Origin of the sequence: Shewanella insulae, assembly GCF_009831655.1 — a bacterium.
Lineage (GTDB): Bacteria > Pseudomonadota > Gammaproteobacteria > Enterobacterales > Shewanellaceae > Shewanella > Shewanella insulae.
Genome location: NZ_WRPA01000008.1, coordinates 1 through 26,075, shown reverse-complemented (window position 1 = coordinate 26,075; position 26,075 = coordinate 1). Strand labels below are relative to the sequence as shown.

Annotated in this window: 24 protein-coding genes; 7 read left to right on the top strand and 17 right to left on the bottom strand. The window is 47.3% G+C overall.

The genetic code is table 11. The annotated features are described in order from the left end of the window. Positions 1-48: 48 nt before the first annotated feature. The 5 genes from GNT65_RS10200 to GNT65_RS10180 all read right to left on the bottom strand — a co-directional run bounded on the left by GNT65_RS10200 (position 49) and on the right by GNT65_RS10180 (position 3,512). A complete protein-coding gene (locus GNT65_RS10200) occupies positions 49-435 on the bottom strand; it encodes a ribonuclease E inhibitor RraB (protein ID WP_011866264.1) in 387 nt (128 codons plus the stop codon). A gap of 33 nt (positions 436-468) precedes the next feature. Further along, positions 469-699 carry an RNA-binding S4 domain-containing protein gene (locus GNT65_RS10195; protein ID WP_160795852.1) on the bottom strand — a complete coding sequence of 77 codons (231 nt, stop codon included), beginning with the start codon at positions 697-699 and terminating at the stop codon, positions 469-471. Positions 700-747: 48 nt separating this feature from the next. Next, a complete protein-coding gene (locus GNT65_RS10190; RefSeq protein ID WP_160796098.1) occupies positions 748-1,293 on the bottom strand; it encodes a GNAT family N-acetyltransferase in 546 nt (181 codons plus the stop codon). A 7-nt stretch (positions 1,294-1,300) separates the two neighbouring features. Continuing rightward, positions 1,301-1,579, bottom strand: coding sequence for a peptidylprolyl isomerase (locus GNT65_RS10185; RefSeq protein WP_160795850.1), 279 nt, complete (start codon positions 1,577-1,579; stop codon positions 1,301-1,303). 91 nt (positions 1,580-1,670) lie between these two features. Then, on the bottom strand, positions 1,671-3,512 hold the full coding sequence (locus tag GNT65_RS10180) for a DUF885 domain-containing protein (RefSeq protein ID WP_160795848.1): 1,842 nt from the start codon (positions 3,510-3,512) through the stop codon (positions 1,671-1,673). A gap of 79 nt (positions 3,513-3,591) precedes the next feature. On the opposite strand from GNT65_RS10180, the gene GNT65_RS10175 reads away from it, so the two are divergent. Further along, positions 3,592-4,101, top strand: a complete 510-nt coding sequence (locus tag GNT65_RS10175; protein ID WP_160795846.1) for a diguanylate cyclase domain-containing protein — start codon at positions 3,592-3,594, stop codon at positions 4,099-4,101. Between the two features lie 55 nt (positions 4,102-4,156). On the opposite strand, the gene GNT65_RS10170 is transcribed toward GNT65_RS10175, so the two are convergent. The 10 genes from GNT65_RS10170 to GNT65_RS10125 all read right to left on the bottom strand — a co-directional run bounded on the left by GNT65_RS10170 (position 4,157) and on the right by GNT65_RS10125 (position 17,997). Beyond that, positions 4,157-5,404, bottom strand: coding sequence for a tetratricopeptide repeat protein (locus GNT65_RS10170; RefSeq protein ID WP_160795844.1), 1,248 nt, complete (start codon positions 5,402-5,404; stop codon positions 4,157-4,159). Positions 5,405-5,406: 2 nt separating this feature from the next. Beyond that, on the bottom strand, positions 5,407-6,024 hold the full coding sequence (locus GNT65_RS10165; protein WP_160795842.1) for an energy transducer TonB: 618 nt from the start codon (positions 6,022-6,024) through the stop codon (positions 5,407-5,409). 1 nt (position 6,025) lies between these two features. Further along, a complete protein-coding gene (locus GNT65_RS10160) occupies positions 6,026-6,430 on the bottom strand; it encodes an ExbD/TolR family protein (RefSeq protein WP_033537693.1) in 405 nt (134 codons plus the stop codon). A 14-nt stretch (positions 6,431-6,444) separates the two neighbouring features. Continuing rightward, complete coding sequence (locus tag GNT65_RS10155) at positions 6,445-6,972, bottom strand: MotA/TolQ/ExbB proton channel family protein (protein ID WP_081953751.1); 528 nt, start codon at positions 6,970-6,972, stop codon at positions 6,445-6,447. Next, a complete protein-coding gene (locus GNT65_RS10150) occupies positions 6,972-8,327 on the bottom strand; it encodes a MotA/TolQ/ExbB proton channel family protein (protein ID WP_160795840.1) in 1,356 nt (451 codons plus the stop codon). The genes GNT65_RS10155 and GNT65_RS10150 overlap by 1 nt, the downstream gene beginning before the upstream one ends. Beyond that, positions 8,327-9,109 carry a DUF3450 domain-containing protein gene (locus GNT65_RS10145; protein WP_160795838.1) on the bottom strand — a complete coding sequence of 261 codons (783 nt, stop codon included), beginning with the start codon at positions 9,107-9,109 and terminating at the stop codon, positions 8,327-8,329. Before GNT65_RS10145 ends, GNT65_RS10150 begins: the two co-directional genes overlap by 1 nt. Positions 9,110-9,597: 488 nt before the next feature. Further along, the gene (locus tag GNT65_RS10140) at positions 9,598-10,572 is read right to left on the bottom strand and encodes a class I SAM-dependent methyltransferase (RefSeq protein WP_244952151.1); all 975 of its coding nucleotides are present in this window, start codon (positions 10,570-10,572) and stop codon (positions 9,598-9,600) included. Between the two features lie 110 nt (positions 10,573-10,682). Beyond that, on the bottom strand, positions 10,683-13,313 hold the full coding sequence (locus GNT65_RS10135; protein WP_160795834.1) for a TonB-dependent receptor: 2,631 nt from the start codon (positions 13,311-13,313) through the stop codon (positions 10,683-10,685). Positions 13,314-14,139: 826 nt separating this feature from the next. After that, positions 14,140-15,351 (bottom strand): porin, encoded by a 1,212-nt coding sequence (locus GNT65_RS10130; protein WP_160795832.1) that lies wholly within the window; start codon positions 15,349-15,351, stop codon positions 14,140-14,142. Between the two features lie 234 nt (positions 15,352-15,585). After that, the gene (locus tag GNT65_RS10125; RefSeq protein WP_244952150.1) at positions 15,586-17,997 is read right to left on the bottom strand and encodes a DNA polymerase II; all 2,412 of its coding nucleotides are present in this window, start codon (positions 17,995-17,997) and stop codon (positions 15,586-15,588) included. A gap of 138 nt (positions 17,998-18,135) precedes the next feature. Between GNT65_RS10125 and dinG the strand changes: the two genes are divergently transcribed. From dinG to GNT65_RS10095, 6 genes are read left to right on the top strand one after another with little or no spacing between them, the layout of a single operon-like run. Further along, positions 18,136-20,208: an ATP-dependent DNA helicase DinG gene (dinG, locus tag GNT65_RS10120; RefSeq protein WP_160795830.1), complete on the top strand. Its 2,073-nt coding sequence runs from the start codon at positions 18,136-18,138 to the stop codon at positions 20,206-20,208. A gap of 23 nt (positions 20,209-20,231) precedes the next feature. Then, the gene (locus GNT65_RS10115; RefSeq protein WP_160795828.1) at positions 20,232-21,005 is read left to right on the top strand and encodes a sulfite exporter TauE/SafE family protein; all 774 of its coding nucleotides are present in this window, start codon (positions 20,232-20,234) and stop codon (positions 21,003-21,005) included. Continuing rightward, entirely contained in the window at positions 21,002-21,664 is a 663-nt protein-coding gene (locus tag GNT65_RS10110) for a primosomal replication protein (protein WP_160795826.1), read from the top strand. The genes GNT65_RS10115 and GNT65_RS10110 overlap by 4 nt, the downstream gene beginning before the upstream one ends. A 9-nt stretch (positions 21,665-21,673) precedes the next feature. Further along, on the top strand, positions 21,674-22,363 hold the full coding sequence (locus GNT65_RS10105; protein WP_160795824.1) for a DUF2057 domain-containing protein: 690 nt from the start codon (positions 21,674-21,676) through the stop codon (positions 22,361-22,363). Positions 22,364-22,370: 7 nt separating this feature from the next. Further along, positions 22,371-23,273, top strand: coding sequence for a histone deacetylase family protein (locus GNT65_RS10100; RefSeq protein ID WP_160795822.1), 903 nt, complete (start codon positions 22,371-22,373; stop codon positions 23,271-23,273). 50 nt (positions 23,274-23,323) lie between these two features. Then, the gene (locus tag GNT65_RS10095; RefSeq protein ID WP_160795820.1) at positions 23,324-23,602 is read left to right on the top strand and encodes a late competence development ComFB family protein; all 279 of its coding nucleotides are present in this window, start codon (positions 23,324-23,326) and stop codon (positions 23,600-23,602) included. 1,064 nt (positions 23,603-24,666) lie between these two features. Here GNT65_RS10095 and GNT65_RS10090 read toward each other — a convergent pair. Further along, complete coding sequence (locus GNT65_RS10090) at positions 24,667-25,302, bottom strand: hypothetical protein (protein WP_160795818.1); 636 nt, start codon at positions 25,300-25,302, stop codon at positions 24,667-24,669. A gap of 54 nt (positions 25,303-25,356) precedes the next feature. Further along, a complete protein-coding gene (locus GNT65_RS10085; RefSeq protein ID WP_160795816.1) occupies positions 25,357-25,608 on the bottom strand; it encodes a hypothetical protein in 252 nt (83 codons plus the stop codon). Between the last annotated feature and the right edge of the window lie 467 nt (positions 25,609-26,075).

The window sequence follows — 26,075 nt, the reverse complement described above, 5'->3', positions numbered from 1 at the left end:
CTATAAATAGTGGCTTAATAAATTAGTCGCTTTTAAAATTAGTCGCGATTAATGATGACAGTCGTCATCGCACTCATGATCATGGTCGGCAAACTCATCGTCACCTTCCTGATGCTGCATCACGCCCCAGCCGTCAGTCGCCCCACCGAACTCGGCGGCAAACTCGTTGAGCTCAACCTCCTGATCGACGATGGCCTGATATTCCGGCACCATGTTGATGCAGACAATCAATTCCCACTTGCCAAGCTCGTCGTTGAGGTGTAACTCCAACTCACCTTCGAGCTCTGATTGGGAAAGTTCTTCCACCGCAGATTCGGCGTCACGCTGATCGTCAAAGATCAGGAAAAAATCCACATCCAAGGCCTTGGTTAAATCGATACCGGCCTCGGCCATGGCGGCTAACATCTTGCCATTATCATCATCTGGAAACTGCATAGTTTGACTCCTTCTGGATCTCTAAGCGACGAATCACTCAGCGACTATTGTCACGCTTTCGCCGTTATAGCTGACCACCTGGCCGGCAATCACCTTCTTACGTTTACGGGTCTCGACTTCACCATCGACGGTCACCAGGCCTTCGCTGATCACCATCTTGGCTTCGCCGCCACCTGAGGTCATTGATTGCACCTTCAATACTTTATAGAGTTCGATAAACTCTTCACCCGGCAACAGGGCCAAGGTTTGGGATTCTGTGGTCACACTAACTACCTTTATTTAACTGAGTCGGCGGGAGTATATCACTCTGGCCTATTGCGGGCTATCGGTGCGCTCCGAGGCCAGCAAGCCATAATAACGATCGTCCGCCCAGGCATCATTTAGCTTAAAGTTATGCCTTAAGGTGCCCTCGAGGAGAAAACCGCACTTCTCAAGCACCCGGGCCGAGGCCACATTCTGATCGGTACAGAGCGCGATAAATTTGTGGGCCTTAAACTGCAGGCAAGCCCAATCGATCACAGCCCTGAGGCTCTCGGTGGCATAACCACGCCCCTGGCCACTGTTGCTTAGCATATAGCCCACCTCGACCTGACCCAGGCTGATATCGACGCCATAGAAGCCGGTAAAGCCGATAAACTCACCATGCTCTATGGTTTCAATCACCAAGGTCAGCCACGCACCAGACTCGTAATCCCAGGGCGCGAGGCGCTGCTCAAACTTCTCCCGTATCACGCCTTCAGTTTGGGGCGCTCTCACATAGCGGTTTTGCTGCTCATCCTGATGGACCGACAAAAAATGCGGCCAGTCCTCAGGCATGAGCGAGCGGATCTTTAAGTTGTCTGTATATAACTCGACGATCAAGAGATTAACCGCGGCTGGTGACTTCGAGCAGGTGGTAACCGAACTGGGTCTTAACCGGGCCCTGCACCTCATTTAACGGCGCACTGAACACCACCTCGTCAAACTCGCGTACCATCATCCCTGGACCGAAAGAGCCCAGGTCGCCACCCTGCGCCCCTGACGGACAAGAGGAATGCGCCTTAGCCATCTCGCCAAAATCTGCACCGTCCAAGATCTGCTGTTTGATCTGTGCGCATTCTTCTTCGTTGCTAACCAATAGATGACGTGCTGTTGCTTGTACCATGTGGCACTCCTTTGATTTCCCTAAAAATGAATAAAATAAAACCCAGCAAGTATAAAACATTTGCTGGGTTTAAAAAGGTGTATCGCTCAGATTATGCCTTACCGCCCTGAGCTTTTATCCAGCGGTGGATTTTTTGCTCCATCACCGCCATCGGCAGCGAGCCTGAGGTTAAGATCTGATCGTGGAAGCCCTTGAGGTCGAACTTATCACCCAGGGCCTCTTCCGCCTCGGCGCGCAGAGCCAAGATCTTAAGCTGTCCCACCTTGTATGAGAGGGCCTGACCAGGAATAGCCATGTATCGCTCTACCTCGGCGATGATGTCGGTCTCGGCCATAGGTGAGTTGTCCTTCATATACTGAATCGCCTGCTCACGGCTCCAACCCTTGGCGTGTAGGCCGGTATCGACCACCAGACGCATGGCGCGCAACATCTCGTCGGATAGCTTACCGAAATACTGATATGGATCTTCAAACAGTCCCATCTCGATGCCGAGATACTCGGCGTACAGGGCCCAGCCCTCTTCGAAGGCGGTATAACCGCTAAAGCGCTGGAACTCTGGCACCCCGGTCAGCTCCTGCTTGATGGCAATCTGGAAGTGATGCCCAGGCGCGGCCTCGTGCAGTGACAGCGTAGTCATCCCCCACTTTGGCTGTGCCTTGAGGTTATAGGTGTTAATGTAGAATACACCGGGACGCGAACCATCGACTGCAGGGGCTTCGTAAGATGCACCGGCGGCAGACTGCTCGCGGAAGCTTTCAACCGGCTTGACCACATAGTCGGCCTTAGGCATCACATTGAAATAGTTAGGCAATACGGCGTTAATCTTGTCCTTCAGCACCATGTAGCCATCTATCAGCCCCTGACGCTCGCTGAAGAAGTATTGCGGCTCGGAAGAGAGTGAGGCAAAGAAGGCCTTGAGGTCGCCCTTGAAGCCCACCTGCTCTCTTACCTTATCCATCTCGCTGAGAATGCGCGCCACCTCATTTAGACCTATTTGATGAATTTCATCGACTGGCATAGTGGTCGTCGTATGGGCATTGGCTAGGTGTTGATACCAAACTTTACCGTTAGGCAGTCCCCACCAACCGTCGCTGGCTCGGGCCACTGGCAGGTAGGTTTCTTGGAAATATTGTTTTAGTGACGCCAGCGCAGGGATCAGCTCTTTGCTGATTAAGTCGCTATATTGCTGGGTGAGCTTCTGCTTCTCCTCTTCACTAAAGCTCTCTGGCAGATTAGTTATAGGCGCATAGAAGAGGCTATCTTTGGCCTGCTCAACTAACTGAGCATCAAGCTGAGGAATGATGCGCTCAACCAAGACGCGTGGAAGTACGGCCTTACTGGCAATCCCCTCATCCATACGCGCCTGGGCCAACTTAGTCCACTTAATGAAACCTGTTAGACGCGACAACCAATTTTCATAGTCTTTTACCGTGTTAAATGGCTGCGCACTCTCGCCACTGCCTAGCTGCACCATAGTAATCACAGTGCTGTAGAACTGGTTCATCGGCATAAAATAGGATGGGAAGGTCTCTGACACTAGGGCCATGTTTCTGTCATAGCTAAACATGTCGTAGCTAAGTTGCAGCGATTCGGGTAAGGCACTGCGATCGATTGCCTTTACCTCCTTCAGGTAGCGACTGTTAAGCTCGTGACGCGCCTTGAGGTATTCCTCGGTGAGGTCGCCACCAAACTGATCGTTGTAATCGTTCACGCCAACGAAGGTGGCATACATGGGCTCTAACTTGAGCATGTCCTTGAAATAGCGATCGACTAAGGCAAGGTATTCCTGCTCGGCGCTTTGTACTTGAGGCGCCACAGCTTGCTCTGTTGCTGGCGCACTGTTATTCACCTGGCTTGCACTGGTTTCCTTGTCTGAGCAGCCCACCATGGCCACCAAAGCTGATATCGTCAATGCGAGAAGCGTTTTGTTCATTCGAGTTATATCCTTCATATTCTGTGCAAGTGAGTGTTATTTTCTATAATTACCTTAGGTGTATCTGAGGAGCGAGCTAATGATTTACTCATTTAGTAATTCTGGATTCAGAGATCCCGAAACTGGCGTCTACAATCAAACCTACTTTATGGAGGTGTTTAATCGTGAGTGGCACCGCCACATGCGCGAACGCCAGACGCTGGCCTTATTGTATCTTTGCCCACACGTTCATGAAACAGTAAAGCAACCTCATTTACTGGAATTATTCATGAAACAGGTTCAAGAAGCGATATTGAGAACGACGGATCTAGTAGCCAGGCTGAATCAGGATAACTTTGCCTTGGGGCTGTTTAACATAGATAGAGAAGGAACCGAAATCGTTATCGCCCGCATAGAACAAAAAATCACGGACTTCAATCAAGACTATCAGCGCAAGCACAACAACCGTATCGATTATGAGTTGGCAGCCTGTCTCTGCCAGCCTGAGGACGATCTCAACATCGAAAACCTGTTTGAGGATGTGCGGTCACTGACCCACACTCTGGAGGGACAAAGGGAGCATCATACGGCGATGCATTGCCTAAATTAGCTTGTCTATCAACAGGCATAAAAAAAGCCCCTTATGGGGCTTTTTATTTTCAGGTTTAAAGTGCGACGTTATAAATACGCGCTTTTTCCTTGATATAGGCAAGATAACTATTAGCTGTACGCTTAGTCTTCTCGTCCTTAGCAGCCTTAAGGCAGGCATTATATGCCGCTTTATACTGCTTAGTACCTAGATAAGCCAGAGCCAACTCGAACTCAACCTCACCCGCACTCACACCGCCGGCAGCCAGTGCTTTCTTAAGCACAGGAATTGCCTGCTTGTGTTTCTCGAGAAGAGTGAGCAGACGAGCCTGCTTAAGGTAAAGTTTACCACTGTTATTAACGTCGGCAGCCTTACCATAATATTCAGCAGCTTCCTTTAGCTCTTTAGCATTGTGGTAGAAGCCCCCAAGGATAGACAAAGTCTTCTCATCTTCCTTGATCAGGCCGATCTTCAAATGCTTCTCATAGATTTTTGCTGCACGATATGGAGAACCATTCTGTGCCAACAGCTGAGACAGACGTGTAATGTTACCCGCGGTCTCCAAAAATCCATTCTTGTAAGCTAAGTCGTAAGTTGCTAATGACTTATCATAGCTCTCAGTCATCAAATAAAACTGCGCTAGCTGTACCCATAGACGGCCATCCTGTTGGAACAGAGGCACCATAGTCTCTAGGACCTTAATCGCATTTTTATAATCTTTCTTGTTGAAGTAAGCGGTCAGCTTCATCTGGTACAAGCCCTTATCAGGCTTAGTACTGATGGCCAGACCTTTATCGACAACACCGAGTACCTTATCCCACTGTTTAAGCTCTGAATAAGCGATACCTATACGACGATACACCTGGGCATCTTCTTTACAGGTAAACTTCATCCACTCGTAGTAGTAAGGGATAGACTCTTTAAACTTCTTTTCCTGAATCAACAGGTCGGCGTAAAGACGCAGGGTTGCACCATGGTCTGTACCGCCAAGAACGTCAGCGTCAACGGCTTGCTTTAGATACTTAATTGCCGTGCCCATCTGATTTTTTTCGGCATAAAAGTTACCCAACATACGGGCAATATAGGCCTTATCAAAAGAATCACGTGGACTGGCTTCAAGCAGTACGGCAATCGCTTCGTCGATATTACCTTCTTGATAAGCTTCGAAAGACTTTTGGACTTTCTTTGCCGAGCTTTGGCCTACGGCTTTAGACTGACGCTTTTCAATGGGACACTTTTCGGCGGCGTTAGCCACCGGAGCGACCGCTAGGCTTCCCCCGATGGCAAGCAATAGTGCTGCTGCAAGCGTATTAACCTTTTGCATCTCTATTTGCCTCCATCAAGTTTAAAGTCTAGTTGTACCGTCATGCCTGGTTGCTTAAGGGCTTTACCGTCAACAATCTTTGGCTTGTACTTCCACTTCTTCAGTGCACGCTTAGCTTCTCGGTCGAAAATGCGCTTAGGCTCGGCCTTAATCACTTTCACATCTTCAACACCACCAAGCTCGTTAATGGTGAAGCTAAGTTGTACCCAGCCTTCCTTACCGTCACGTGCTGCTGCAATCGGATACTGTGGCTCGATACGTACGATAGGCGTTGCATCACCGTCTCGAGTCATCATATTACCCAGCTTAAAGCCGGTATTCGCCGAACCTGCAACCACACCTGACATGTTGAAAGCCATGTTGGTGTCAATGTCAGATGAGCTATCTGGCGGTGGCGTATCTGGTAAAGGTGGCTGCTCAGGCGGTGTAGGTGGCTTAGGTTTTACCCTAGGCTTGTCCTGCACTTTCGTATCCTGTTTATCCATACTGATCTCGATAACTGGAGAATCAGTTTTGGTGTCGGCGCGTTTAGCGCCGCCACCGACCAAGAAGGCCATGAAAACAAACAGGGCAAAAGTAACAGCACCACCAACTAATAATGATACTATTCCTCTCAGCATATTAGTCTTTCCCCGCTGAAACCGATATTTTATCGATACCTGCTTTCTTCACATTGTCCATAACCTTAACAACAATGCCGTGTTCAGCTTCTTTATCTGCTTCAATCAATACAGCCGCTTCAGGTGCTTCAGCAAGCATACGCTCAACGTTTGCTGTTACACGCTCGATGTCAACCTGACGGTTTTCCATCTTAATCACGCCTGTCTTGCTGACACCAATAAAGATGTTTGCTGACTTCTTAGTTGTCGCTTGAGAAGCTTCTGGCTTGTTGTAGTCAAGGCCAGATGGCTTAATGAACGACGTCGTTACGATAAAGAAGATCAACATGATAAACACGATGTCGAGCATCGGCGTCATATCAATTTGTGCTTCTTCTTCTATACTTGAATGCTTTTTACGTGCCATGTTCAATACTCTCTCTAGTGGTGTGGCAAGCTATCTTTGAGCTTTTCTAAACTGATTTTCATTTTTGCATCTAAACGTGTGCTAAAGAAAACACCCGATAGTGCTGCGACCATTCCCGCCATTGTCGGCATGGTTGCCATTGAAATACCAGCTGCCATCATACGAGCGTTACTCGTACCATGAACTGCCATCACATCGAATACCTGTATCATACCGGTTACGGTACCTAGTAGACCGATCATCGGACAGATGGCTACTAAGGTTTTGATAATCAGCATACGAGCATTCATATCTTGTTTCGCTTGGGATACCCAAGCTTCACGGATACGGTGTGCATGCCAAGAGGTAGAATCCTCTCGATTGTCCCATGCGGTGATAATGTTTTTGTGCTCTTTTGGCGCAATCAAATTGAGATACCAATAACGCTCAAGCATTAACACCCACATGAGGAATAGCACTGCCGCAACCAACCAGAGGACGTCGCCTCCGGAGGCCATGAAGCCCCTGACGGAATCCCAGATGTCCATCAGGTATAGCATCATTAGGCGTTCCTCTTCTCAGCGTGCTCGGCAACGATACCTGCACTTTGCTCTTCAAGTACTTGAACAACTGACTTGCTACGTGCAATCACGATAGCGTGCATTAGCATTAGTGGTAGTGCAGCAACCAGACCTTGTACGGTCGTCATCAGTGCCATAGAGATACCACCAGCCATTAGCTTAGGATCACCAGTACCGAATAGCTGGATGCTTTGGAAGGTTGCAATCATACCGGTAACTGTACCTAGTAGACCCATCATAGGTGCGATAGCCGCTAGAACCTTGATGATAGAGATACGAGTCTCTAGTGCTGGAGTTTCTTTCAGAATCGCTTCGTCAAGCTTCAGCTCTAGGGTCTCAACGTCAACATCTTTGTTGTCGTGATATGCCTTAAGTACGCGACCCAGAGGGTTGTTGCCTGGGTTCTCGATGTTCTTACGCTGCGCGTTAACTTTTGCGCCAACAACATACAGAGTGATCAGACGCTCGATAGAGATTAGCGCACCCAGTACTAGCAGACCGATGATGATATAACCGATAGTACCACCGGCTTCGATACGCTCTTCGATAGTTGCCTTCTGAGTGAATACGTTTAGTAGAACACCACGAGCAGGGTCAACAAACAGCTTGTGAACGCCAGAAGTTTGACCTTCGAAAGCTTTAACACTTGCTACTTGCTCGCCACCAGGCTGCTGAGAAAGCTGCTGGATAAGACCTAGATCAGCGTTATAAACAACATACTGGCCGTCTGCTAGCAGGTTGTAAGCACCAACACGAGTTACTTTAGTGTTGTGAACATTACCATCGATACCTGTTACCGCAGCGTCAAAAGTAACTACCTTACCTGACTCTGCCATCTCGAATAGCTGCTCTTCCCAGAACTTTTCTAGCTCTTCGATTTTTGGCAGCTCTTTGCGTGCACCAAGCTCGGCAATGAATGCATCGCGACCTGGGAACTGAGCACTAACGTTTGATGAAACAAGCTTACCAGCGAAATCACCGGCTTCACCTTTAACAACACCGAACATTTCACCCAAGTCACCTTGAGCAATCTTACGGTCTTCTTCTAACTGAGCAATTTTACGCTCGTTATCAGCGAATGCTTGAGAAAGATCTTTACCGCGCTGTTCTTCTGCAGCCAATGCAGCTTTTTCACGCTTGAGCAAAGCAGCCTTGTCGCCACGCTCGGCTTGGAATTCGGCTTCACGCTTCTTGTTTACTTTAGCCGCGTTAGCACGATCGGTTTGAACTTGCTTAAGTAACTGGTCGATGTTCTTAGGCGCATCTGCAGCGCTCACCATACCAGCAGTTAAAGACAGACTTGCAGCAACGATTGCTGTAGAGATTAACTTTTTCATTATTGTGCAGCCTCCGCAGCTGGGATTGGTAACGCGAACATATCTGGAGCACCCTGGCCACGAGCCTGGCGAATTGCTTTTGTAATGTTACGTAGGTAGCTATCGTCTAGCTTATCCCATGCTTTTGTCTCAGGATTGAACATCCATGCAGACTTTTGATCTAGGCTTTGTGCATAGTATGCAACGCGACCAAAGTTGATGAAATCAACCAGAATCTCTTTACCGTCAAGCTGAAGCTTACCGGTTTCAACGTTCATCTTATAACCATACTCACGCTCGATATTATAAGCATCGAGGATCAGACGGTATTTCTCCGCTAGTGTCACGTTAGCGGTATTTAGCGTTTCACGAAGACGCTTGATGCGCGTTTCACGAGTTTCTTTGTTGAATGGCAGGTCCAGGGCAACAAACTGCTCTAGCGCATCAACCATCTTAAACATTAGCGGTACAACGCCTTGACGTAGCTTATCAACACCATTGATGTCGTCTTGGATAAGCTTCATGGTAGCTTCTTGGTCTGCAACCAGGCCGGCTACATAATCGTTGTATGACTTAGTTGACTCACGAGTGTCTGCAACTTGGCCATATTCAAACGCCATGTCTTGCGCTTGATCGTAATACTTATCGACTTTTTTCTGAGATGCGGCTGCATCTGCGTGAATTTTCGCATCCGCCTTCTGAACATCAGAAAGTGGATCGGCAACCACTAAGTTACTGCCTGCTAAGGCCAGCGCGCCAATGAGCGCCGTAGCGATTTTAGTTCTATTGCTTACCTTGGACATAGTTCCCAACCAATTTGAAGTGAAAAATAAAAGGTTTAACTTATTAGTAACACGGGGTTTCTGCTTATATCTGCATGAATTCCGCCACTATAAGTGTGCATTTCTCTTGTGATTGTTAGTTTTTATCTTCCTTTTTTCTACACCGTACAAGGTGTAGACCCGCAGGCATCATTTCACAAAATGTTGACCTGTGTCAACATTTGGAAATAGCTAAAACTAGCAGAAAAAGCTCTTAGGGCATGAAAATAACACAAGAGGTGTTTTTTCAAACAAGTCAATATTTACAAATTTATCTCACTATTCGTAATTTAAACGGACTCCACAACCTAACATCATGATTTACAACAAATATAAATAACAACAAAAACGAAATATATCATTAACAAATTGACAACCAAATGACTGAGCGACAAATGTCTACATAAAATTATGTTGCCCAGGTATTACCAGAAGGCCAGTGAGAAACATCTTCTATACATATGGCCAACTTAATGCCCGTTACCACGAGATAGTTTATTTATAACAATCTTCCAGCCCAAAACCTGACTATTGTCATCTTCAATCTGCTTAACACTACTTAAGCTCGCTCCCAATTCAATTAGATTAGCTAACATGGCAGAAAGTGCCAGTTCATCTATCGATGCCTGAACTAATTCTCCAAGTCGCTCCCTTAAGGTATCAATTTGCGTTCGAGCAAAATCGAGATATTGGCGTTTTTTTTCAATTGGCCAAAAAAGGCCTTGCTGAAACAAGCTAGCTACATAAGTCAATAACTCACTATCCTTTAAGGCTTCTTCATCTGTTTGTGCCAAGAGTGAAATACTTTGGTTTAACTCACCGCGCAATCGCTCACAATGGGCATCTTGTTTAATTCGCTGTAGGTCTTCACCATTTGTTAAAGACCCCATCTGTTCGATGAGTTTGCCCATGGTAACGAATACTTCATAGGTAGCTTGTTGATTTATTAGTGCCAAGATTCGCCGATTACGATTAATGATCATAGAACGGCTGTGATGGGCCACTAAGCTCAACTGTCTTCCAGGGCGCAATACTCGTAGTGCCTCTGGAATTGAATGAGTCAAATCTGAATACTCTAAGCCGTACTGAGAAATCACCTGATCAAAACTGTTGTCTTCATATGGTAGGTTTGCGCAATCAACGTGTGAAACTAATGAAACCTCTACCTGCTCACTTAGATCCAACTTACTGAGGTCAGTATTGATTTGTGCCAGATCGACACCAACCACAGTACCTTTCTTACTCGCGTCTTTGAAAAACTGATTGAGTAATAGAGGTAATGCCCCATTACCTGTCGCTAAATCCAACACCTTAAAATTGTCTGGTAAATGCTTAAAATCTTGATGCCAGATGGTTTCTAAAATACCAGAATAGTTTCCTGTGAAGCTCTCACCAAAAGATGTCAGATGACCCTGCTGCCAGTATTCGTCCCAATGTTGGCTCATAATGCTCGCCCTTTTGTCATTTTCGTTATCGGCTTTTATTAATACCATAAAAAAAGGCCCAATTAAGGGCCTTTTTATCAGGTATTTATACTAAAACTATTAGCTTACTCTTAGAATTTAAGAGTGTAGCTTGCGCGATATTCGCGGCCATAGTTGTTGTATAGGTCAGCGTTTTCGAACTTACCGTCTGAAGATAGAACTGGATCTTCATCAGTCAGGTTGTTAACACCTAGCATGATTGCACCGAAAGAACCTGCATCATAGGTGTAGCTGATGTTGTGGATCAACCATGAATCTAAGCTACCTTCTGGAACAATAGTGTCACCAACTGACTTGCTTGACTCGTAAGTGCTGTCAGTGTAATTCATGTTCCAAGATACACGGTGATCACCCATAGTATAAGTTGTAGTGAATACAGACTTGTACTCAGGCTGTCCAGACCAACCAGCAGTATCTATTGCACCTGAACCACCTTCAACTTCTTCAACATACTCAAGAACGAAGCTGTTAGTCCATGCTAGACCGAAATCACCGAAGTCAGTCTCAAAGTTACCGTTTAGGCCAACGTCGATACCTTTGATCTGTAGCTTATCGCTGTTGCCATAACCTGTACCGATTTCTAAAGCCTTACCTAGTTTACCAGCTTCACCTGGAGCACGAACTACGTAGAAGGTATCTGAAGGAGTCAAATTACCACTATCAATACCACGCATTACGTTAGTGATAGAACGACGGCTGATTACGTCATCGATCTTCAGGTCGAAGTAATCAACCTTAACACCAAAGTTATCCACGATATCCCATGCAACACCCAAGTTAATGTACTCAGAAGTCTCAGGACCTAGATCCTTGTTAGCACGGATGTATGTATCGTACTGTTTCTCTGGACAATCAGAAATTCCATTAGATACACAGTATGGATAGTCGGTACCGTCATCAGCACTGAACGTTGTTGCAGCGTATAGCTGATCAAGTGCAGGTGCGCGGAACGCTTCTGAGTAAGATGCACGTACAACGACATTATCCAGAGCTTGCCAACGAACAGAGGCCTTAGGCGCTACGTTGTTACCAAAATCACTATAATCATCGTAACGAGCAGCGATGTTCAGCTCGATGGTGTCAGTAAGAGGCATAGCCGCTTCATAGAATGCAGCCCAAACTTGACGGTCACCACCAGCAGAGTTACCCGCACTACCACCGATTAGACCCGCTTCAGACTGTGCGTCATAGATTGAAGCGAAATCTTGCTCGAAGTACTCCATACCGAAGTAGTGAGCAATAGCACCGCCTGGTAGCTCAAACGCATCGAAACCGATACCAGCATTGTACTGGTGGAAGGTCGCACGGTCTTGAGTCAGAGTAGTGGCCTTCATGTTGTTTACACCAGCTTCAGAACCTAGGTCGATTCCGTTAGCTTCGTTGTAAGCAAGACCTGAGTAGCTCAGGTAGTACTCACCGATAGACTTGTTATCGGCCTTGTTGTAGTGGTAGTAGAATTCCCAAGTCGCATCGTTCCATGCGCTAATAGAACCACGAAGACCAGTCAGGTAGTCTTGGTTGTAGTCATCTACGTTACCATCACGAGTACCGATACCAACCCAACGGAAGTAGCCCTTAGTTTCTTCGCCGTAAGGGTTATGTGGGTTATCGGCAGACATGTTGTTCCAAGCAGCAGCTGGAGGCGCATAACGACCGAAAGAGTTGTTCTGAGTGAACATGATGCGACCAAACCACTCAACATCTTCTGCAACTTCATAGTTAGCATCTACATATACTGTGTTACGGTCAACAGAAGCTTTGTTGTAAGAAACGTTACCGTATGCATACATACAGTAAGTTGAACCTGGGCCCCAGTCATCGTCAGCTTTAACAGTCTTGAATACGTTGTCGCCGTATTGTGCAGATAAGTCATCACAAAGTGGTGAAGCTTGAGCTTCTGAGAAGTCTGGAGAAGCAATGGTTGCACCATAGATAGACCAGCCATCCGTTTCGCTGTAAGCCTGAATTTCGCCGTCACCGTTCAGGTCACGCATCCAAGGAGCAGAGAAAGCACGGTCGCCGTCAGCGATGCCCTTACGGTCTTGATGGTCGAATGCAAAGGTAATGTTACCCTTGTCCATTTCATAACCGGCAACCACAGAGAATTCTTTACTTGTCAGGCCACCGTCACGGTCACGTGAACCGCCACCAACGTTAAACTCGATACCTTGGAAGTTCTTCTTCATGATGATGTTAACAACACCAGCAATCGCATCAGAACCGTAAGTAGAAGAAGCACCGTCGGTTAGAATTTCGATACGCTCAACCGCCGCCATAGGGATAGCGTTAAGGTTAGCAGAAGATCCACCAAGGGTTGGTGAACCTGGGAAACGCTTACCATCGATCAAAACTAGGGTACGGCTTGAACCTGCACCACGTAGGTTGATTGTCGCTTGAGACTGAGCAGAACTACCTGAACGCTCAGAGAATGAACCAAAAGAGTTTAAGTTACTGTTACGTAGCGCATCAGCTACCGTAAAGTTACCTTCAACTTTCATATCGTCGGCAGTGATTGTCGTTACAGGTGAAGCACCTTCAAGATCACTACGCTTAATGCGTGAACCAGTAACTTCAATACGTTCAACTTTATCTGCAGCTTGCTCGTCTGCCGCGAATACTGCAGGAGCAGTAAAGGCTGTCATAGCTGCACCGCTAACTAGTGCAAAACGCACTGAATTAGCTAATAAGCTGTTCTTATACATGTTGTTTCTCCCTGGACTTTATTTTTTATTTTTTTGTGAAAGTAAACACAAATAAACATTAACCGTTACACTTGTGCACATTCGCCAACAAATAGAACCACATGTGAAACATTTAATCAACAATAGCATCACTATTTTCACAGATTTAATTGACGATCGCTCATTTTGTAGACGCCCGTCACAATAAGTCAGATTTTTGTTAGCTATGACTAATCGACAAATTTAAGGCTAAATTTCCCCAGCCAGGTAAAACAGCCCCTGAGAGCCAAAGGTATTATCTAGTTAAAACAAAAGGATACTCTAAATTTGAAATCAGGCTTCATATAACTAAGGCTAAATTAGCCAGTTGATTAATTAGTGTTTCATCAAGCTAAAAGACGACAAGATGTTAAATTGTTGTAGTTGTAACAAAGAGGCTTAATTGAAGAATCACTTTGCATATGGAGTGAAATCGGCAATTACACGTAAAGAATTGGTTACAAATTAGTCAGTCAATAGAGAGGAAATCACAAACTCTCTCACATAAGACCAGAATTCGGTTGCAACAGGGATAGTTAGTATCAGACTCACTTCGGACTAATTTTATTCTGAGAACAGACTGAGACTAGGCTTAAGTCAGGCAATGAGACCTAACTTCGACTCTTGATATACGCTTGAATGCTCACGTACATAACCACTTAAGCAGAATAAATAGATGACCTTAAGGCAGAAATATCACTCGTCATCAAACAGATCAGATTGTGCATTTTAGATAGGTAAATAAAAAGCGCCCAATAGGCGCTTTTCTTTAAATTGATCAGACTTTCAGTCGTCATTACAAGCTGTATTACAGTGTGTAACGAATACCTATGGCTACGCCGTCTTCTTCAAACTTAGCCTGCGCTTCAGCGTCCGCACCTTCAAACTTACTGAAGTCTTTACGGCCTTCAACATAAAGAACTGTGTTGGCATCCCACACATAGTGCAGTCCGACAACTACGAACTGACGCTTGAACGAAGAGTTAGGATCGACGTTGTTTGGTTGGATCACATAGTCCTTACCCGCATCTAAGACGTTGTAAGAAACAAAGGGACGGAAACCGTTATCAAACTTGTACGAGAACAGAGTTTCGACACCGTATGAATCCTTGATCAGACGACCCAGATTATCGGTATCGTGGTTCTCGTTCTTGTTGAAGTTAGCCGCGCCATAGAAACCGTCGGCATCCCAGTTACCCCAGGTCACGCCCATACCGTAAATCACATCGATGGCGGTGATCTGCTCAGAGGTCTTTCTGAAGGTCACGTCGAACTCACCACGGTTGATACCGGCAGAGACAGAAAGCTTGTCGTTAACCTGATAGGTCGCCGACGCGCCATAGGTGTAGTCGTACTTAACTTCTTCCGAATCTAAGACAGGGTCTTGGCTATCCCAACGCTCTTTACAATCTGTTGGCAAGTTAGGGTCTGCTTCACAGGTATAGAAGGTATCGTGCTTTAACTGCGCCTGAACCGCAAAGCTGAGATCGCCGACACTGTTACGGTACTGAACGACCTTGTCACCACGACCCACACCATTTACCGCACCATCGGCCTTGTTATAGGTATATACACCGGCAGCGTTACCGTCCCATACGAAGCCATAGTTAGTGTTGTAAACCACGTCATACCAAGCACCCCACTGCTTACCTATGGTCAAACTACCATAGAGGTCATGGGCAATACCGACATAACCTAGGCGGTTGTTGAGAAAGTCACCGCTCTTAGATTCGAAATTACTTTCACTGCTGTACACGATCTCACTATTACCAAACGGGTTAACCCCCCATTCTAGCTTTGTGAAGGCCTTCCAGCCGTCACTCATCTCACGAGTAAAGCCGAAATTGATCCGTGACGCGCCATTTACCACTTCAGTTGAACCTTGAGTGTTAATAACACGGGCATCAATAAAACCACCAATTTCTACCGCATTCTTATCGTCTTTATAGATCTCGATAGCGGATGCAGCGGGGACAAAAATGACAGCCGCTAACGCTGTTGCTATTACACTCTTCTTCATCTGTTAGTCTAACCTTTTGTTATGTTCAGTTTGCTTTATCTTTTTAATGCGACATTCCGTTGTTTTATTTCGTTCCAATTTCAGCTAAAGACTAGCAAAAGATTAGCATTCCCTCAAAGACGAATATCACATTCAGCGAGCTATTTTTCACCAAGTTAACTACAAAGCCCCACAAACTACAGACATTACACCAAGTGTTAACAACTACAGCTCAGCTCATCAACCTGAAAACAACTAAATTAACGACATTTGCTTAGCCACAAGATCATTGAAACTAGTGTTTAAAATTGAAAGTATAGGATCAGAAATGGGGGCGATCTGTTTATCCAAGTAATATTGGTAATCGATCTTCCCAAGAATATGTTGCACGGGTTCGGCGCCATGTTGCGTCATCAGATAGCTTATCTTCTCACCCCGTTTTCCATGGCTGTTGTCACCGCTTCGCTGGCACCAGAGGGTTGCCGCCTTCACATGAGGTGATGACTTGGCGGTATAGTCTTCAATGTTGCGCCTGAGACGTTTGGAGAAGAGCAGTTTGTCATCTAACTCTCCCTTCTGCAGCGCATCCACAATTTGCTTTAAATAGCCGAGCACATCCTGTTTGGCAAACAGACGATAATAGAGCTCGGCTTGTACCTCCCGAGCCAGGGGACTCCAGTCGCTCCTCACCTGCTCCATCCCCTTGAACACCAGCTTGAGACTTTGATCCGCCTGCAGATAGGCGCCAACATACCGCTTCTTGGAGCCCTCGGTGGAGCCGCGCAAGGTTGGCATGAAGAACTGCTCGAAGTGACGCTCATATTCCAGCTCAAGGTAACAGTCTAACTGAAATTCTTGTTTGAGCTTGAGGCGCCATTTCTCGTTGATCGACGCGACCAGCTCCCTGGCAAAGGCATCGATATCGCCGACGCGCTCGGGCGATGAGATATGCACAAAGGTAGAGTCGGTATCACCATAGATAACGCTCAAGCCCTGCGCCTCTATCCATTGCTTGGTCTGCTTCATGATCTCATGCCCCCTAAGGGTAATAGAGCTTGCCAGGCGCGCATCGTGAAACACACAGCCGCGAGAACCCAGCACGCCGTATAGGGAATTCATGATGATTTTTATCGCCTGCGACAGGGGGGCATTGGCTTCGCGCTTCGCCTCTTCTCGTTTATCGGACAGGCTGGCGATTAGCTCAGGAAGAATGGGAGAGTTGCGACTAAACTGGGCGCCCAAAAAACCGGGCACGGTATCGCTGCCTTCACTTTCTCCCTTCGCCCCAGCATTAGCCCCTTCTTTTAATCCTTCCACCAGCCCCTTGGGATCGATTAAAAAGGTTCTGATGATCGAGGGATAGAGGCTCTTAAAGTCGAGCACTAATATGTGTTGGTACAGGCCGGGTTTGGAGTCCATCACATAGCCACCGGGGCTCTCTATGCCATCGCTGACCGGCACGCTGGGAGCAACATAGCCAGCGCGGTGCAGATGGGGAAGATAGAGGTTATTAAACGCCGCCACCGAGGCGCCAACCCGGCCAAGCTCTAAGCCGGTTAGACGGGAACGTTCCATCACGAAGGCCAGCAGATCCGTTTTAACAAAGACCTCCCACACCAGGCGACAATCGGTAATATTGTAGTGGGCCAGCGCCGCCTTATCTTCTCGAAACAGGGTCGCTATCTCCTCGGCGCGGTGAGTCACATCATGAATCGCCTTCCCTTCACCCAGTAGCTCTCTTGCGACAGACTCCAGGCTAAAACTCTCGAACTGATAGAAGGCTGCCTTGAGCCAATCGATGCCATCGAGCACCACTCGGCCAGGCAAGATTAAGGTCTCGGGTCGATATTTGTTATCGACGCGCCAGGAAAGCTGAGTGCCCAGCCTACCCAGTGTCAGCGGGATATTGAGCGCCTTGGCCCTACGATACAAGAGCGCCAAGTCGAAGGTCACCACCGCCCAGCCTATGATGATGTCGGGGTCACGCAGCTTAAACCAGTCCAGTAGCGCCTTAATCAGCGCCGTCTCATTGGGCACAAGCTCGAGATACTCAGGCGACGAATCACACGCCTCCCCCACCATGATCACCTGCTGATAGGGCTCACCGCTGGCCGATTGCCCGTACAGGCCAGCACTAAAAAGCTCGCCATCCATCGCACATTCGAAATCCAGCGAGACCACAGCCAGCTTAAGGTCTAGCTCAACATCTAGCTCACTGCGTCTGCCTCGCTGTGCGATGAGCGTCGGTGTTTCCTCGGCTTGATTCTGCCAGCAGCCAATAAACTCCACATCTAAGGCCATATAACGCTCGATGAGATAACGCTGCTCGGCCCTCAGCTCAGACTCATAGAGGGCAATCCCCTTATCTGTGGCCACACGGCTTAAATGGCGAAAACTCTGATTATTGGCGAAATAGAGTGCGCTGACCGGCTCATCGTTGAAGGTGGTTAGGTTAAGCGCCTCGCTGCGAACTCCACTCTCTTGGTTACCCTCGAACAGCCGCAACTCATCCTGAGTGCGACAGAAGCAGATGCGCTCGCCATTGGGCACAATGACCCGAGCCGGCCCATCAGCCGTACTAAGATAATAATGTAATTCGCTGCCTTGGTGGTGACGGGTTAAGATCCGCCCTTTTACGCTCACCAGCGGGGTGTTTAAATCATGCAAGCCTGGCTATTATCCGATTATTTTCAATAAATTAGGTAACACGAAAACAAATAAGTCGTGAATTCCTCGTTTCAACTCTTCTTAGGCTATGTAATCACTGTTATTATGTACAGCATTATTTGCCAGCACTAAGCCTTCATGTTATCTGCCGACGTTAAAACCCAGATCCGAACGATTTACAAAGAGATTGCCGCCGCCCTGCCTAACTTTAGATCGCGCCGGGAACAAAATTATATCGTCGCCGAGATCTCCAAGACACTCGCCGGTGAATATGACAAGCATAGACGCATCATAGTGGTCGAGGCAGGTACAGGCATAGGCAAGTCGCTGGCTTATATCTTAGGTTCGATTCCGCTGGCGTTAGCGAGTAAGAAGAAGGTCTGTATCGCCACCGCCACGGTTGCCTTGCAGGAGCAACTGCTCAATAAGGACCTGCCCTTCTTCTCCAAGCAATCGGGGCTTAACTTCACCTTCGGCCTAGTAAAGGGACGTCAGCGCTATGTCTGTCTCTCCAAGCTTGAAATGCTGATCGGCGGCGATGACGGCACCCAGATGGCCATGTGGCAGACAAAGCCGGATCATAGCCAGGTCGAGCTTTTGCAAGGCCTGCTGAAAGATTTTCACGAGGGTCGCTGGAACGGTGAGCGGGACACTCTATCTCAGCAGCTGCCCGATCACCTGTGGCACCAGATAGCCTGCGATAAACATAGCTGTCACAGGCAACTCGCCAGCCACAGACACTGCCCCTTCCATAAGGCCCGTGAAGATGTCGACAGCTGGGATGTGCTAATTGCCAACCATAGCCTACTGTTTGCCGATCTCGAACTGGGCGGCGGGGTGATTCTACCAGACCCGGAAGAGCTCTATTATGTGATCGACGAGGCCCATCACCTGCCCATGGTGGCCAGAGACTTCTCCAGCGCCCAGGCGACCCTTAGAGGCGCCATCGACTGGCTGGAAAAGGTCGGCAAAACCAGTGCCAAGCTGCAGAATCAGCTCAAGAGCAACCATATCATCGCCCCCGCCCAGGCCATGTTAGATCACATCAACGATCTCACCAGCCTGCTCACCAGCGTTGCCCAATATTGCGACGGCCAGGCGGCGAAGTTTGATAACCCGGAGCGGCGAATCCGCTTCGAACACGGCAAGCTGCCCGCGGCCTTGACCATGCTGGCGGAAAACCTGGCTACCGCATCCAGTAGCGCACTCAAGCAATTTAACAAGATGCTGGCGCTACTCAACGAGGCGATTAAGGATGGTGAACTGCCTAAGCATCAATCGGAGCAGCTACTGAGTGAGACAGGCTTCATGTTACAGCGTCTGGAGAATCTGCAGAAGCTGTGGAAGATGATGGCCAAGGAAGACAGCGCCAAGGGCGCGCCCATGGCCCGCTGGGTCGAACACCTTGTGGGCAAACAGAGCGACTATCTGTTTAGTGTCTCGCCGATTGAGGTGGGTTATATGCTCGAAACCCTGCTGTGGGAGAAGGCCGCCGGCGTAGTGCTCTGTAGCGCGACCCTGAGGGCACTGAACAACTTCAATCACTTTACCCATCAGGTGGGGCTCTCCATCAACGATGGCAGTCGCTATCTGGCCATGGACAGCCCCTTCGACTTCCAGCAGAACGCCACCCTCTATCTGCCCAAGATGCGCACCGAACCCACGGACGATCGCTATACCGATGAGCTGGCTGAACAGATCCTCACCCTTATCGATGGCGAGACGGCCACCCTGGTACTGTTTGCCTCCTACTGGCAGATGGAAAAGGTAGCCGACCTACTCAGAAGTAAGATTAAGTCGCCGCTGCTTATCCAAGGGGAAGCCTCCCGTCAGCAGCTGCTACAAGATCACAAGCAGCGCTGCGATAACGGCGAGGTCAGCATCATCTTCGGTACCGGCAGTTTCTCCGAGGGTCTCGACCTACCCGGTGACTACCTGACGAACCTTATTATCACAAAACTACCCTTTGCCGTCCCCACCTCGCCGGTGGAACAGGCGCACGCGGAATACATTAAGGCAAAAGGGGGAAATCCCTTCTTGCAGCTGACGATCCCAGATGCTTCGCGTAAACTGATCCAAAGTTGTGGTAGATTACTGCGTAAAGAAGAGGATTATGGCAGGATCACCATATTGGATCGCCGCTTAGTAACCAAACGCTACGGCAAGTCCCTACTGGATGCCCTGCCTCCCTTTCGTCAAGTCATCGAATAGACAGTCACTGAATAGGATAACCATTGGATCTATTACTCGACCCAGGTAGCTGGGCGATTCTTGCTGCGACCGGCTTTATCGCAGGTTTTATCGATGCCGTCGCCGGTGGCGGTGGCCTGCTGTCGATCCCGGCCCTGCTCACCCTAGGCATTCCGCCCCACACGGCACTGGGTACCAACAAGCTGGCGGCCAGCTTCGGCTCCTCCATGGCGGCCTTTACCTATTATCGCAAGCAGTTTTTCACGCCTAGATTTTGGTATCACGCCTCCATCGCCACCTTCATAGGTGCGGTCATAGGCACCTTTGTGGTGTATCTTATCGACAACCAATGGCTGGAGAAGTGGCTGCCGCTATTTATCATCGCCGTGGCCCTCTATACCCTGCTCAAGCCTAACGCCATGGGCTGCCCCAGCTATGAGCCGCCAACAAAGGCGCCTTCTAAGTTCAAGCAGTGGCGCCAAGGACTACCGCTCGGCTTTTACGACGGATTTGCCGGCCCAGCAACCGGCGCCTTCTGGACCATCAGCAGCGTGTCCCAATATAAACTCCCAGTGCTTAACAGTTGCGGGCTAGCGAGAGCCATGACGCTGATCAGCAATCTCACCTCACTGAGTGTTTTTCTGGCATTAGGCCAGGTGAATCTGATAGTCGGACTGTCGATGGGACTGTGCATGATGCTTGGCTCATTCATCGGCGCCCGCACCGCCATTAAGTTTGGCGTGCCTTTCATTCGCCCCTTGTTTATTAACATAGTGATACTCATCGCCATCAATCTGGCCTGGGGAGCCTGGGCATGAAGACAAATGAACTTATCCATCGCCTGCGAGTCCAACTCAAACAGTTAGAGCAAGAGGTGCTACAACACGACAGCCAATTGCCTAAGGGTCAGCGTAAGCTGCTGCAAGATACCGAGCGATTTAATGACAATCTGTTTAATCAGGCGGGAGCTCAGCTCGGCCCCTGCATTAATCAGCTCAGTAAGAAGATCACTCAGCTCGAGAAGCTGCTTCAGGGTAACATCTCATCGACAACCGTCGCCCTGGCCTGCGAAGGCATTCAGGACAGATTTACCGCCCTGAGGCGCGCCCTGAATACCACGACACTCGGGGTGAAATCGGCTGAGCAACAGAAGGCGTCTCGCATCGCCCATGCGCGCAAACGGCGACAAAAGAGCCATGCCCAGAGCGGATTTAATTGGATCGCGGCTAGCGTGATGAATAACAGCCACCAGCTCTATGAAGAATTGAACAAACATATGAACTGGGTTCACACCTTTGAACAAAAAATTGCGCATTTGCAATCTAAGCTTGAAAACTGTCATAGTGCTGACAAAATTGCACTGCAAAATGAAATACTTTTGGTCCATCGCCGCTTAGGCAAGTGCCGACAAGCTATCAGCTATATAGAAGATCGTATTCAGGCGTTCGAACGCCCATACAAGCATCAGAATCGTTAAGGAGCAACAATGAAATCAATCAAGCCAATCACCGCTTTAATCGCTCTGCTTGGTGCCTCATCGGCAATGGCTGCCAACCTCACTATCCCCATGGCATTTGAATACCTTGCCCTTGATGGCAAGAAGATAGAAGGCAGTCTGTTTAATCACAAATCTGATCTTGAATTAAGCCAAGGCACACATAAAATCGCTATCCGTTACCACGACATGGTGCAGGACGACTTTAGCGACAGCGAAAGCTTTGTAAAATCATCACCCTTCATCGTGACTCTGGCGGTTGATGGCGATTATGACTATCGCCTGCAGCCCGCAGAAGGCGAGATCATCAAGAAGCCCAAGTCATTCGCTAAATCTCCAGCCGTAATGATCAGCCGCGTCGATGGCGGCGTCGTTAACTACAAGGTGACACAGACTGACATCACAGAAGACAGCTTCGTCAGCAAGCTGTTTAACGGCAACTCGGGCCCGGATATCGAAACCGCCGCTGCGGCCGCAACGGGCACAACCGTCGCCGCCAATGCAACTGCTCCTGCACAACAAGCGAGTACTGTCGAAGCCGTTACCCTCCCCGCTACGCTACCTGCCAATCCAAATGCGAGCGATGCCGATCATGCTCAGCAGATGTTGCAATACTGGTGGTTGCATGCCGACGAGAAGGCACGTAAAGAGTTTATGAGCTGGGCAATCAAACAGCTGTAAACCCTAGATGGTGCCACTCGTCTACCACGCCAGCTACTCACAGCTGGCGTTACCCCAACACCACAGATTTCCCATTACTAAATACCAGGCGCTCTACCAATACCTGCTGGATAAGCAGATTGTCGACCCAAGTGCATTTCACGCGCCCCAGGCGGTCAGCCTCGAATGGCTGAAATCGCTCCATTGTCCCGACTACGTCATGCAGTTTATCGAGCAGCGCCTGCCGGACAAGGCGGTGCGCCGACTGGGTTTCCCCCTGAGTCAGCGATTGGCTCAACGGACACTATACTCCGTCGGCGGCAGCCATCTGGCCTGTGAGCTTGCGGTCAAGCACGGCGTAGCGCTGCAACTGAGCGGCGGTTATCACCATGCCCACTATCAATTTGGTAGCGGCTACTGCGTATTCAACGACCTGATCTCAGCCGCCCTACACGCCCAGACCCTTGAGGGAATCGATACAGTACTCATCTTCGACTGTGACGTGCATCAGGGCGACGGTACCGCCGCCATGGGTCGGGCTCATGACGAGATCTATACCTGCTCCATCCACTGCCAGGAAAACTTCCCCGCCCGTAAGCAGACCTCAGATCTCGATCTGGAATTAAGCCGTGGCGTAGGTGATGAGGATTATCTCGAGGCCGTTGCCCAAACCTTAGATCTCGCCATCCGACTCTATCAACCAGACTTGATTATCTATGACGCGGGGGTCGATGTGCACCAAGATGACAGGTTAGGCCACCTGAATATCACCACAGAAGGGATCTACCAAAGGGACAGGCATGTATTATCCAGTGCCAAGGCGGCCGACATTCCCATCGCCTGCGTCGTTGGCGGGGGTTACAGCAAGTCGATAGAAGTACTCGCCGAACGACACGCACAAGTTTTTATTGCCGCTCATGCCATATGGTAGCAAACTAGATTATGCTTAGTTAAACCGCAACGGAACCCGAGGGAGAAGCTATGCAACTGGAAATTCGCAATTATTACGAAGTGTTGTTGATGGAGATACTGTCTGATGAAGGATTGTTTGACGAGCTACCCGAAGATTATCTTGCCGATCTCTGCTGCGTGACCCTAAACCAACTGCCGGTGCGCTATATCCGCCACTTAGTCGATACCTACTTCTTCGAGGACTACAACGAACTCAAGCAGATGAAGGAAGAGATCCAGACTGCACTGGAAAAATCGCGCGCCTTCTTAAAGTCAAAACTGCCAGAAGAGCAGACTCAGACGGAATAACCTAGGGGAAAGACTAGACAATCTTCGTGGGTTGTCGTCATATGTACATGCTGCAGCTTCGAATCTGTCTCTGGTTGAAGGCGAGTAATAAATAGTCATCCCAATCGATGCACAAGCGCTGATTATTCGTTGAAATTTAGAGCTTAAGAAAAATAAAGTATCATACTTAAATACTGGCACTTGCTAATTTTCTATATAACACGAGTAATAAAGTCTCTTACTAAATGGTGCTTGGCGGTCAGACTTGGATCTCCTGAGTTTACCTAAAGCTGCCGTTTAGACGACCGAAACTAAATGAGCTTTCTGTACATATAGCTGACAGTCGTAATTTTTATACAGGCTCCAAATGAAAAGTTACCATCTGTTGATATAGCCATAGAAAATAGCGTTTTCTAGGCAAAACCTATACTTAGGGACATAAACTCTGCCCGTTTGTTTATCATCAGCCTCTAGTAACCATTCTAAAGGAATACGTTTGCCTAATCCAATGAGATGGTGCTCTTGGCAAAATTCGGCGGTAACTTGTAACTCTATAGAAAATTCAGACATAAAAATTCGGCCTCAACGATGTTGAGGCCAGTTCAGGATTTTTCAACTAACTATAATGTTCAACATGTCAACTTTTTCATTTATATTTTAATATGTGATTTTTTACGCAGCACGATACTTTACTACACCTTCACATCAAAAATTCAGAATCAAACGACATCTAGCCAATTTATATAACTTACCAGCCGATTAAATTTTTAACTTTTAAGACCAATAACGAAACCACTGAAAGAAGAATGGCAAGAAGTATTACATCCAATCCTAGATAAAGGTTTAACATTAAAAACAAGAACGCCCCCACAAGATAAATAAAGGGGAATGGTTTACTGCACTTCTCAAAAAAATATCCAGATATAGAGAAAGCAATTGTCAGAAGAAAAAGGATAAACACATTTATATTAAATAGTTCAAACCCTCTAATAACCAAACACACTAAGATAATAGCAATTGCAATCAGCTCTAGATATATTTCTGACAAGACACGTATAACCATACCTTTCTTAAACCTGTTAATTTTAATAATAAACTGTAAAACATCTCATGTTATCTTGAGTACCTGTGCAAACCCTTCTTGAACCAGTTCCCGTATTTGAACCGTTAGTAGCCCCTCCAACTAGCGCACCGCCTGAACCAGTTGTTCCACCAGAACTACCTCCTCCAGTACCAGTGCTTTCTGTATCATCATTAGAACTTCCTGGGGCACCAGCTTTAATTATACTAACTTCACCATTTCCACTAATAACAATAATATCTCCTATTTCTAAACTATCTTGATTCAATGCTTCACCTATCACATCAGCAAAAGTTGCTGTAATTACTGATTGTAAAATCAGTCTCATTGCTAAATCTTTTCCTAATGTAGCAATAATGGCAACCATCCTAGCGCTTGGTACAGCTAAAATAGAATTGGCAACAAACATTTTGATTCGATAATTAGTATCGAGGAGCGACTGATCTACAACCATCTGAAAGCCATCCAAGTTATTCAAATAGTTTAACAACCTTGCAGTTTGAATAGTTTTGTCCCAGTCTTCACATGTGAAATCAGGGTCTTCATTACAATTTAAAGGCGCATCCATTATATCGTAATCAGGAGTTGGCCCCCCTTCCATTATTGGTGCACCGCCAACAGTTCCTCCTGAAACCTTCAAGTTTATATCAACATATTCCCCGCTTGTATTCTCGCTAATAAAAACGCCTAGTGACTATGTATCAACAATTACCCCACCAGAATATAAGTTAAAGATAAAATCATCATTATCAAATAAATTCCTTATTTTCAAATACTTTATTATTTCGTAGTCAATATCGCAAGTAGAACTGGTACAAACCAAGTCTACCTTTGAGCTCCCCTGTGTAATAAAATCATTATAAATAGTTTCAAATTCTTGGCTAGAAGAATTTTTTGAATAGGAAAATAACAACAAAAATACGATTAAACTAATACTAGCTCTCATAAAAACTCCATTTAATTTGTCAGTCCATTTTTTAACCAACGACACTAGCAAATATCTGGGTATTATGCAACCCTTTTGCGATTTGAATTTTATCAGACAGTAATTCAAACATTAAAACAATAAAATCATACCCTTAAGCTTTTCACCTCCTAATTTAACTTAACTAGATTTGTAGCTAATAATCAAATCTACATCTTCCACAGACTCATTAATCTACCGTGCCAAGCCACGCAATAAAACAACTTACTGAAAATATTACAATCGACCTGTGATTAATTGTGGAACGCCAACCTTATTAATTAAAGCCATCGCCACCTGAAAGGCACAACTAAGCAAGACACTGGGGGATCCCCTCATAATTCAGGTCTCCCAGCAGTGTGAACCAACTTGATGTATTCATGCATTGCCCAGCGTAAATGCTGCGCTGTTATTCGATAGTTTTTCCTTCGCCGAACTTCTTTCCCCAA

Bases quoted from the DNA above. Each gene is read 5' to 3' on its own strand.
- GNT65_RS10200 (WP_011866264.1), bottom strand. From the start codon at position 435: ATGCAGTTTCCAGATGATGATAATGGCAAGATGTTAGCCGCCATGGCC.
- GNT65_RS10185 (WP_160795850.1), bottom strand. From the start codon at position 1,579: ATGGTACAAGCAACAGCACGTCATCTATTGGTTAGCAACGAAGAAGAA.
- GNT65_RS10180 (WP_160795848.1), bottom strand. From the start codon at position 3,512: ATGAACAAAACGCTTCTCGCATTGACGATATCAGCTTTGGTGGCCATG.
- GNT65_RS10175 (WP_160795846.1), top strand. From the start codon at position 3,592: ATGATTTACTCATTTAGTAATTCTGGATTCAGAGATCCCGAAACTGGC.
- GNT65_RS10170 (WP_160795844.1), bottom strand. From the start codon at position 5,404: ATGCAAAAGGTTAATACGCTTGCAGCAGCACTATTGCTTGCCATCGGG.
- GNT65_RS10165 (WP_160795842.1), bottom strand. From the start codon at position 6,024: ATGCTGAGAGGAATAGTATCATTATTAGTTGGTGGTGCTGTTACTTTT.
- GNT65_RS10160 (WP_033537693.1), bottom strand. From the start codon at position 6,430: ATGGCACGTAAAAAGCATTCAAGTATAGAAGAAGAAGCACAAATTGAT.
- GNT65_RS10155 (WP_081953751.1), bottom strand. From the start codon at position 6,972: ATGATGCTATACCTGATGGACATCTGGGATTCCGTCAGGGGCTTCATG.
- GNT65_RS10150 (WP_160795840.1), bottom strand. From the start codon at position 8,327: ATGAAAAAGTTAATCTCTACAGCAATCGTTGCTGCAAGTCTGTCTTTA.
- GNT65_RS10145 (WP_160795838.1), bottom strand. From the start codon at position 9,109: ATGTCCAAGGTAAGCAATAGAACTAAAATCGCTACGGCGCTCATTGGC.
- GNT65_RS10140 (WP_244952151.1), bottom strand. From the start codon at position 10,572: ATGAGCCAACATTGGGACGAATACTGGCAGCAGGGTCATCTGACATCT.
- GNT65_RS10135 (WP_160795834.1), bottom strand. From the start codon at position 13,313: ATGTATAAGAACAGCTTATTAGCTAATTCAGTGCGTTTTGCACTAGTT.
- GNT65_RS10130 (WP_160795832.1), bottom strand. From the start codon at position 15,351: ATGAAGAAGAGTGTAATAGCAACAGCGTTAGCGGCTGTCATTTTTGTC.
- dinG (WP_160795830.1), top strand. From the start codon at position 18,136: ATGTTATCTGCCGACGTTAAAACCCAGATCCGAACGATTTACAAAGAG.
- GNT65_RS10110 (WP_160795826.1), top strand. From the start codon at position 21,002: ATGAAGACAAATGAACTTATCCATCGCCTGCGAGTCCAACTCAAACAG.
- GNT65_RS10105 (WP_160795824.1), top strand. From the start codon at position 21,674: ATGAAATCAATCAAGCCAATCACCGCTTTAATCGCTCTGCTTGGTGCC.
- GNT65_RS10100 (WP_160795822.1), top strand. From the start codon at position 22,371: ATGGTGCCACTCGTCTACCACGCCAGCTACTCACAGCTGGCGTTACCC.
- GNT65_RS10095 (WP_160795820.1), top strand. From the start codon at position 23,324: ATGCAACTGGAAATTCGCAATTATTACGAAGTGTTGTTGATGGAGATA.
- GNT65_RS10085 (WP_160795816.1), bottom strand. From the start codon at position 25,608: ATGAGAGCTAGTATTAGTTTAATCGTATTTTTGTTGTTATTTTCCTAT.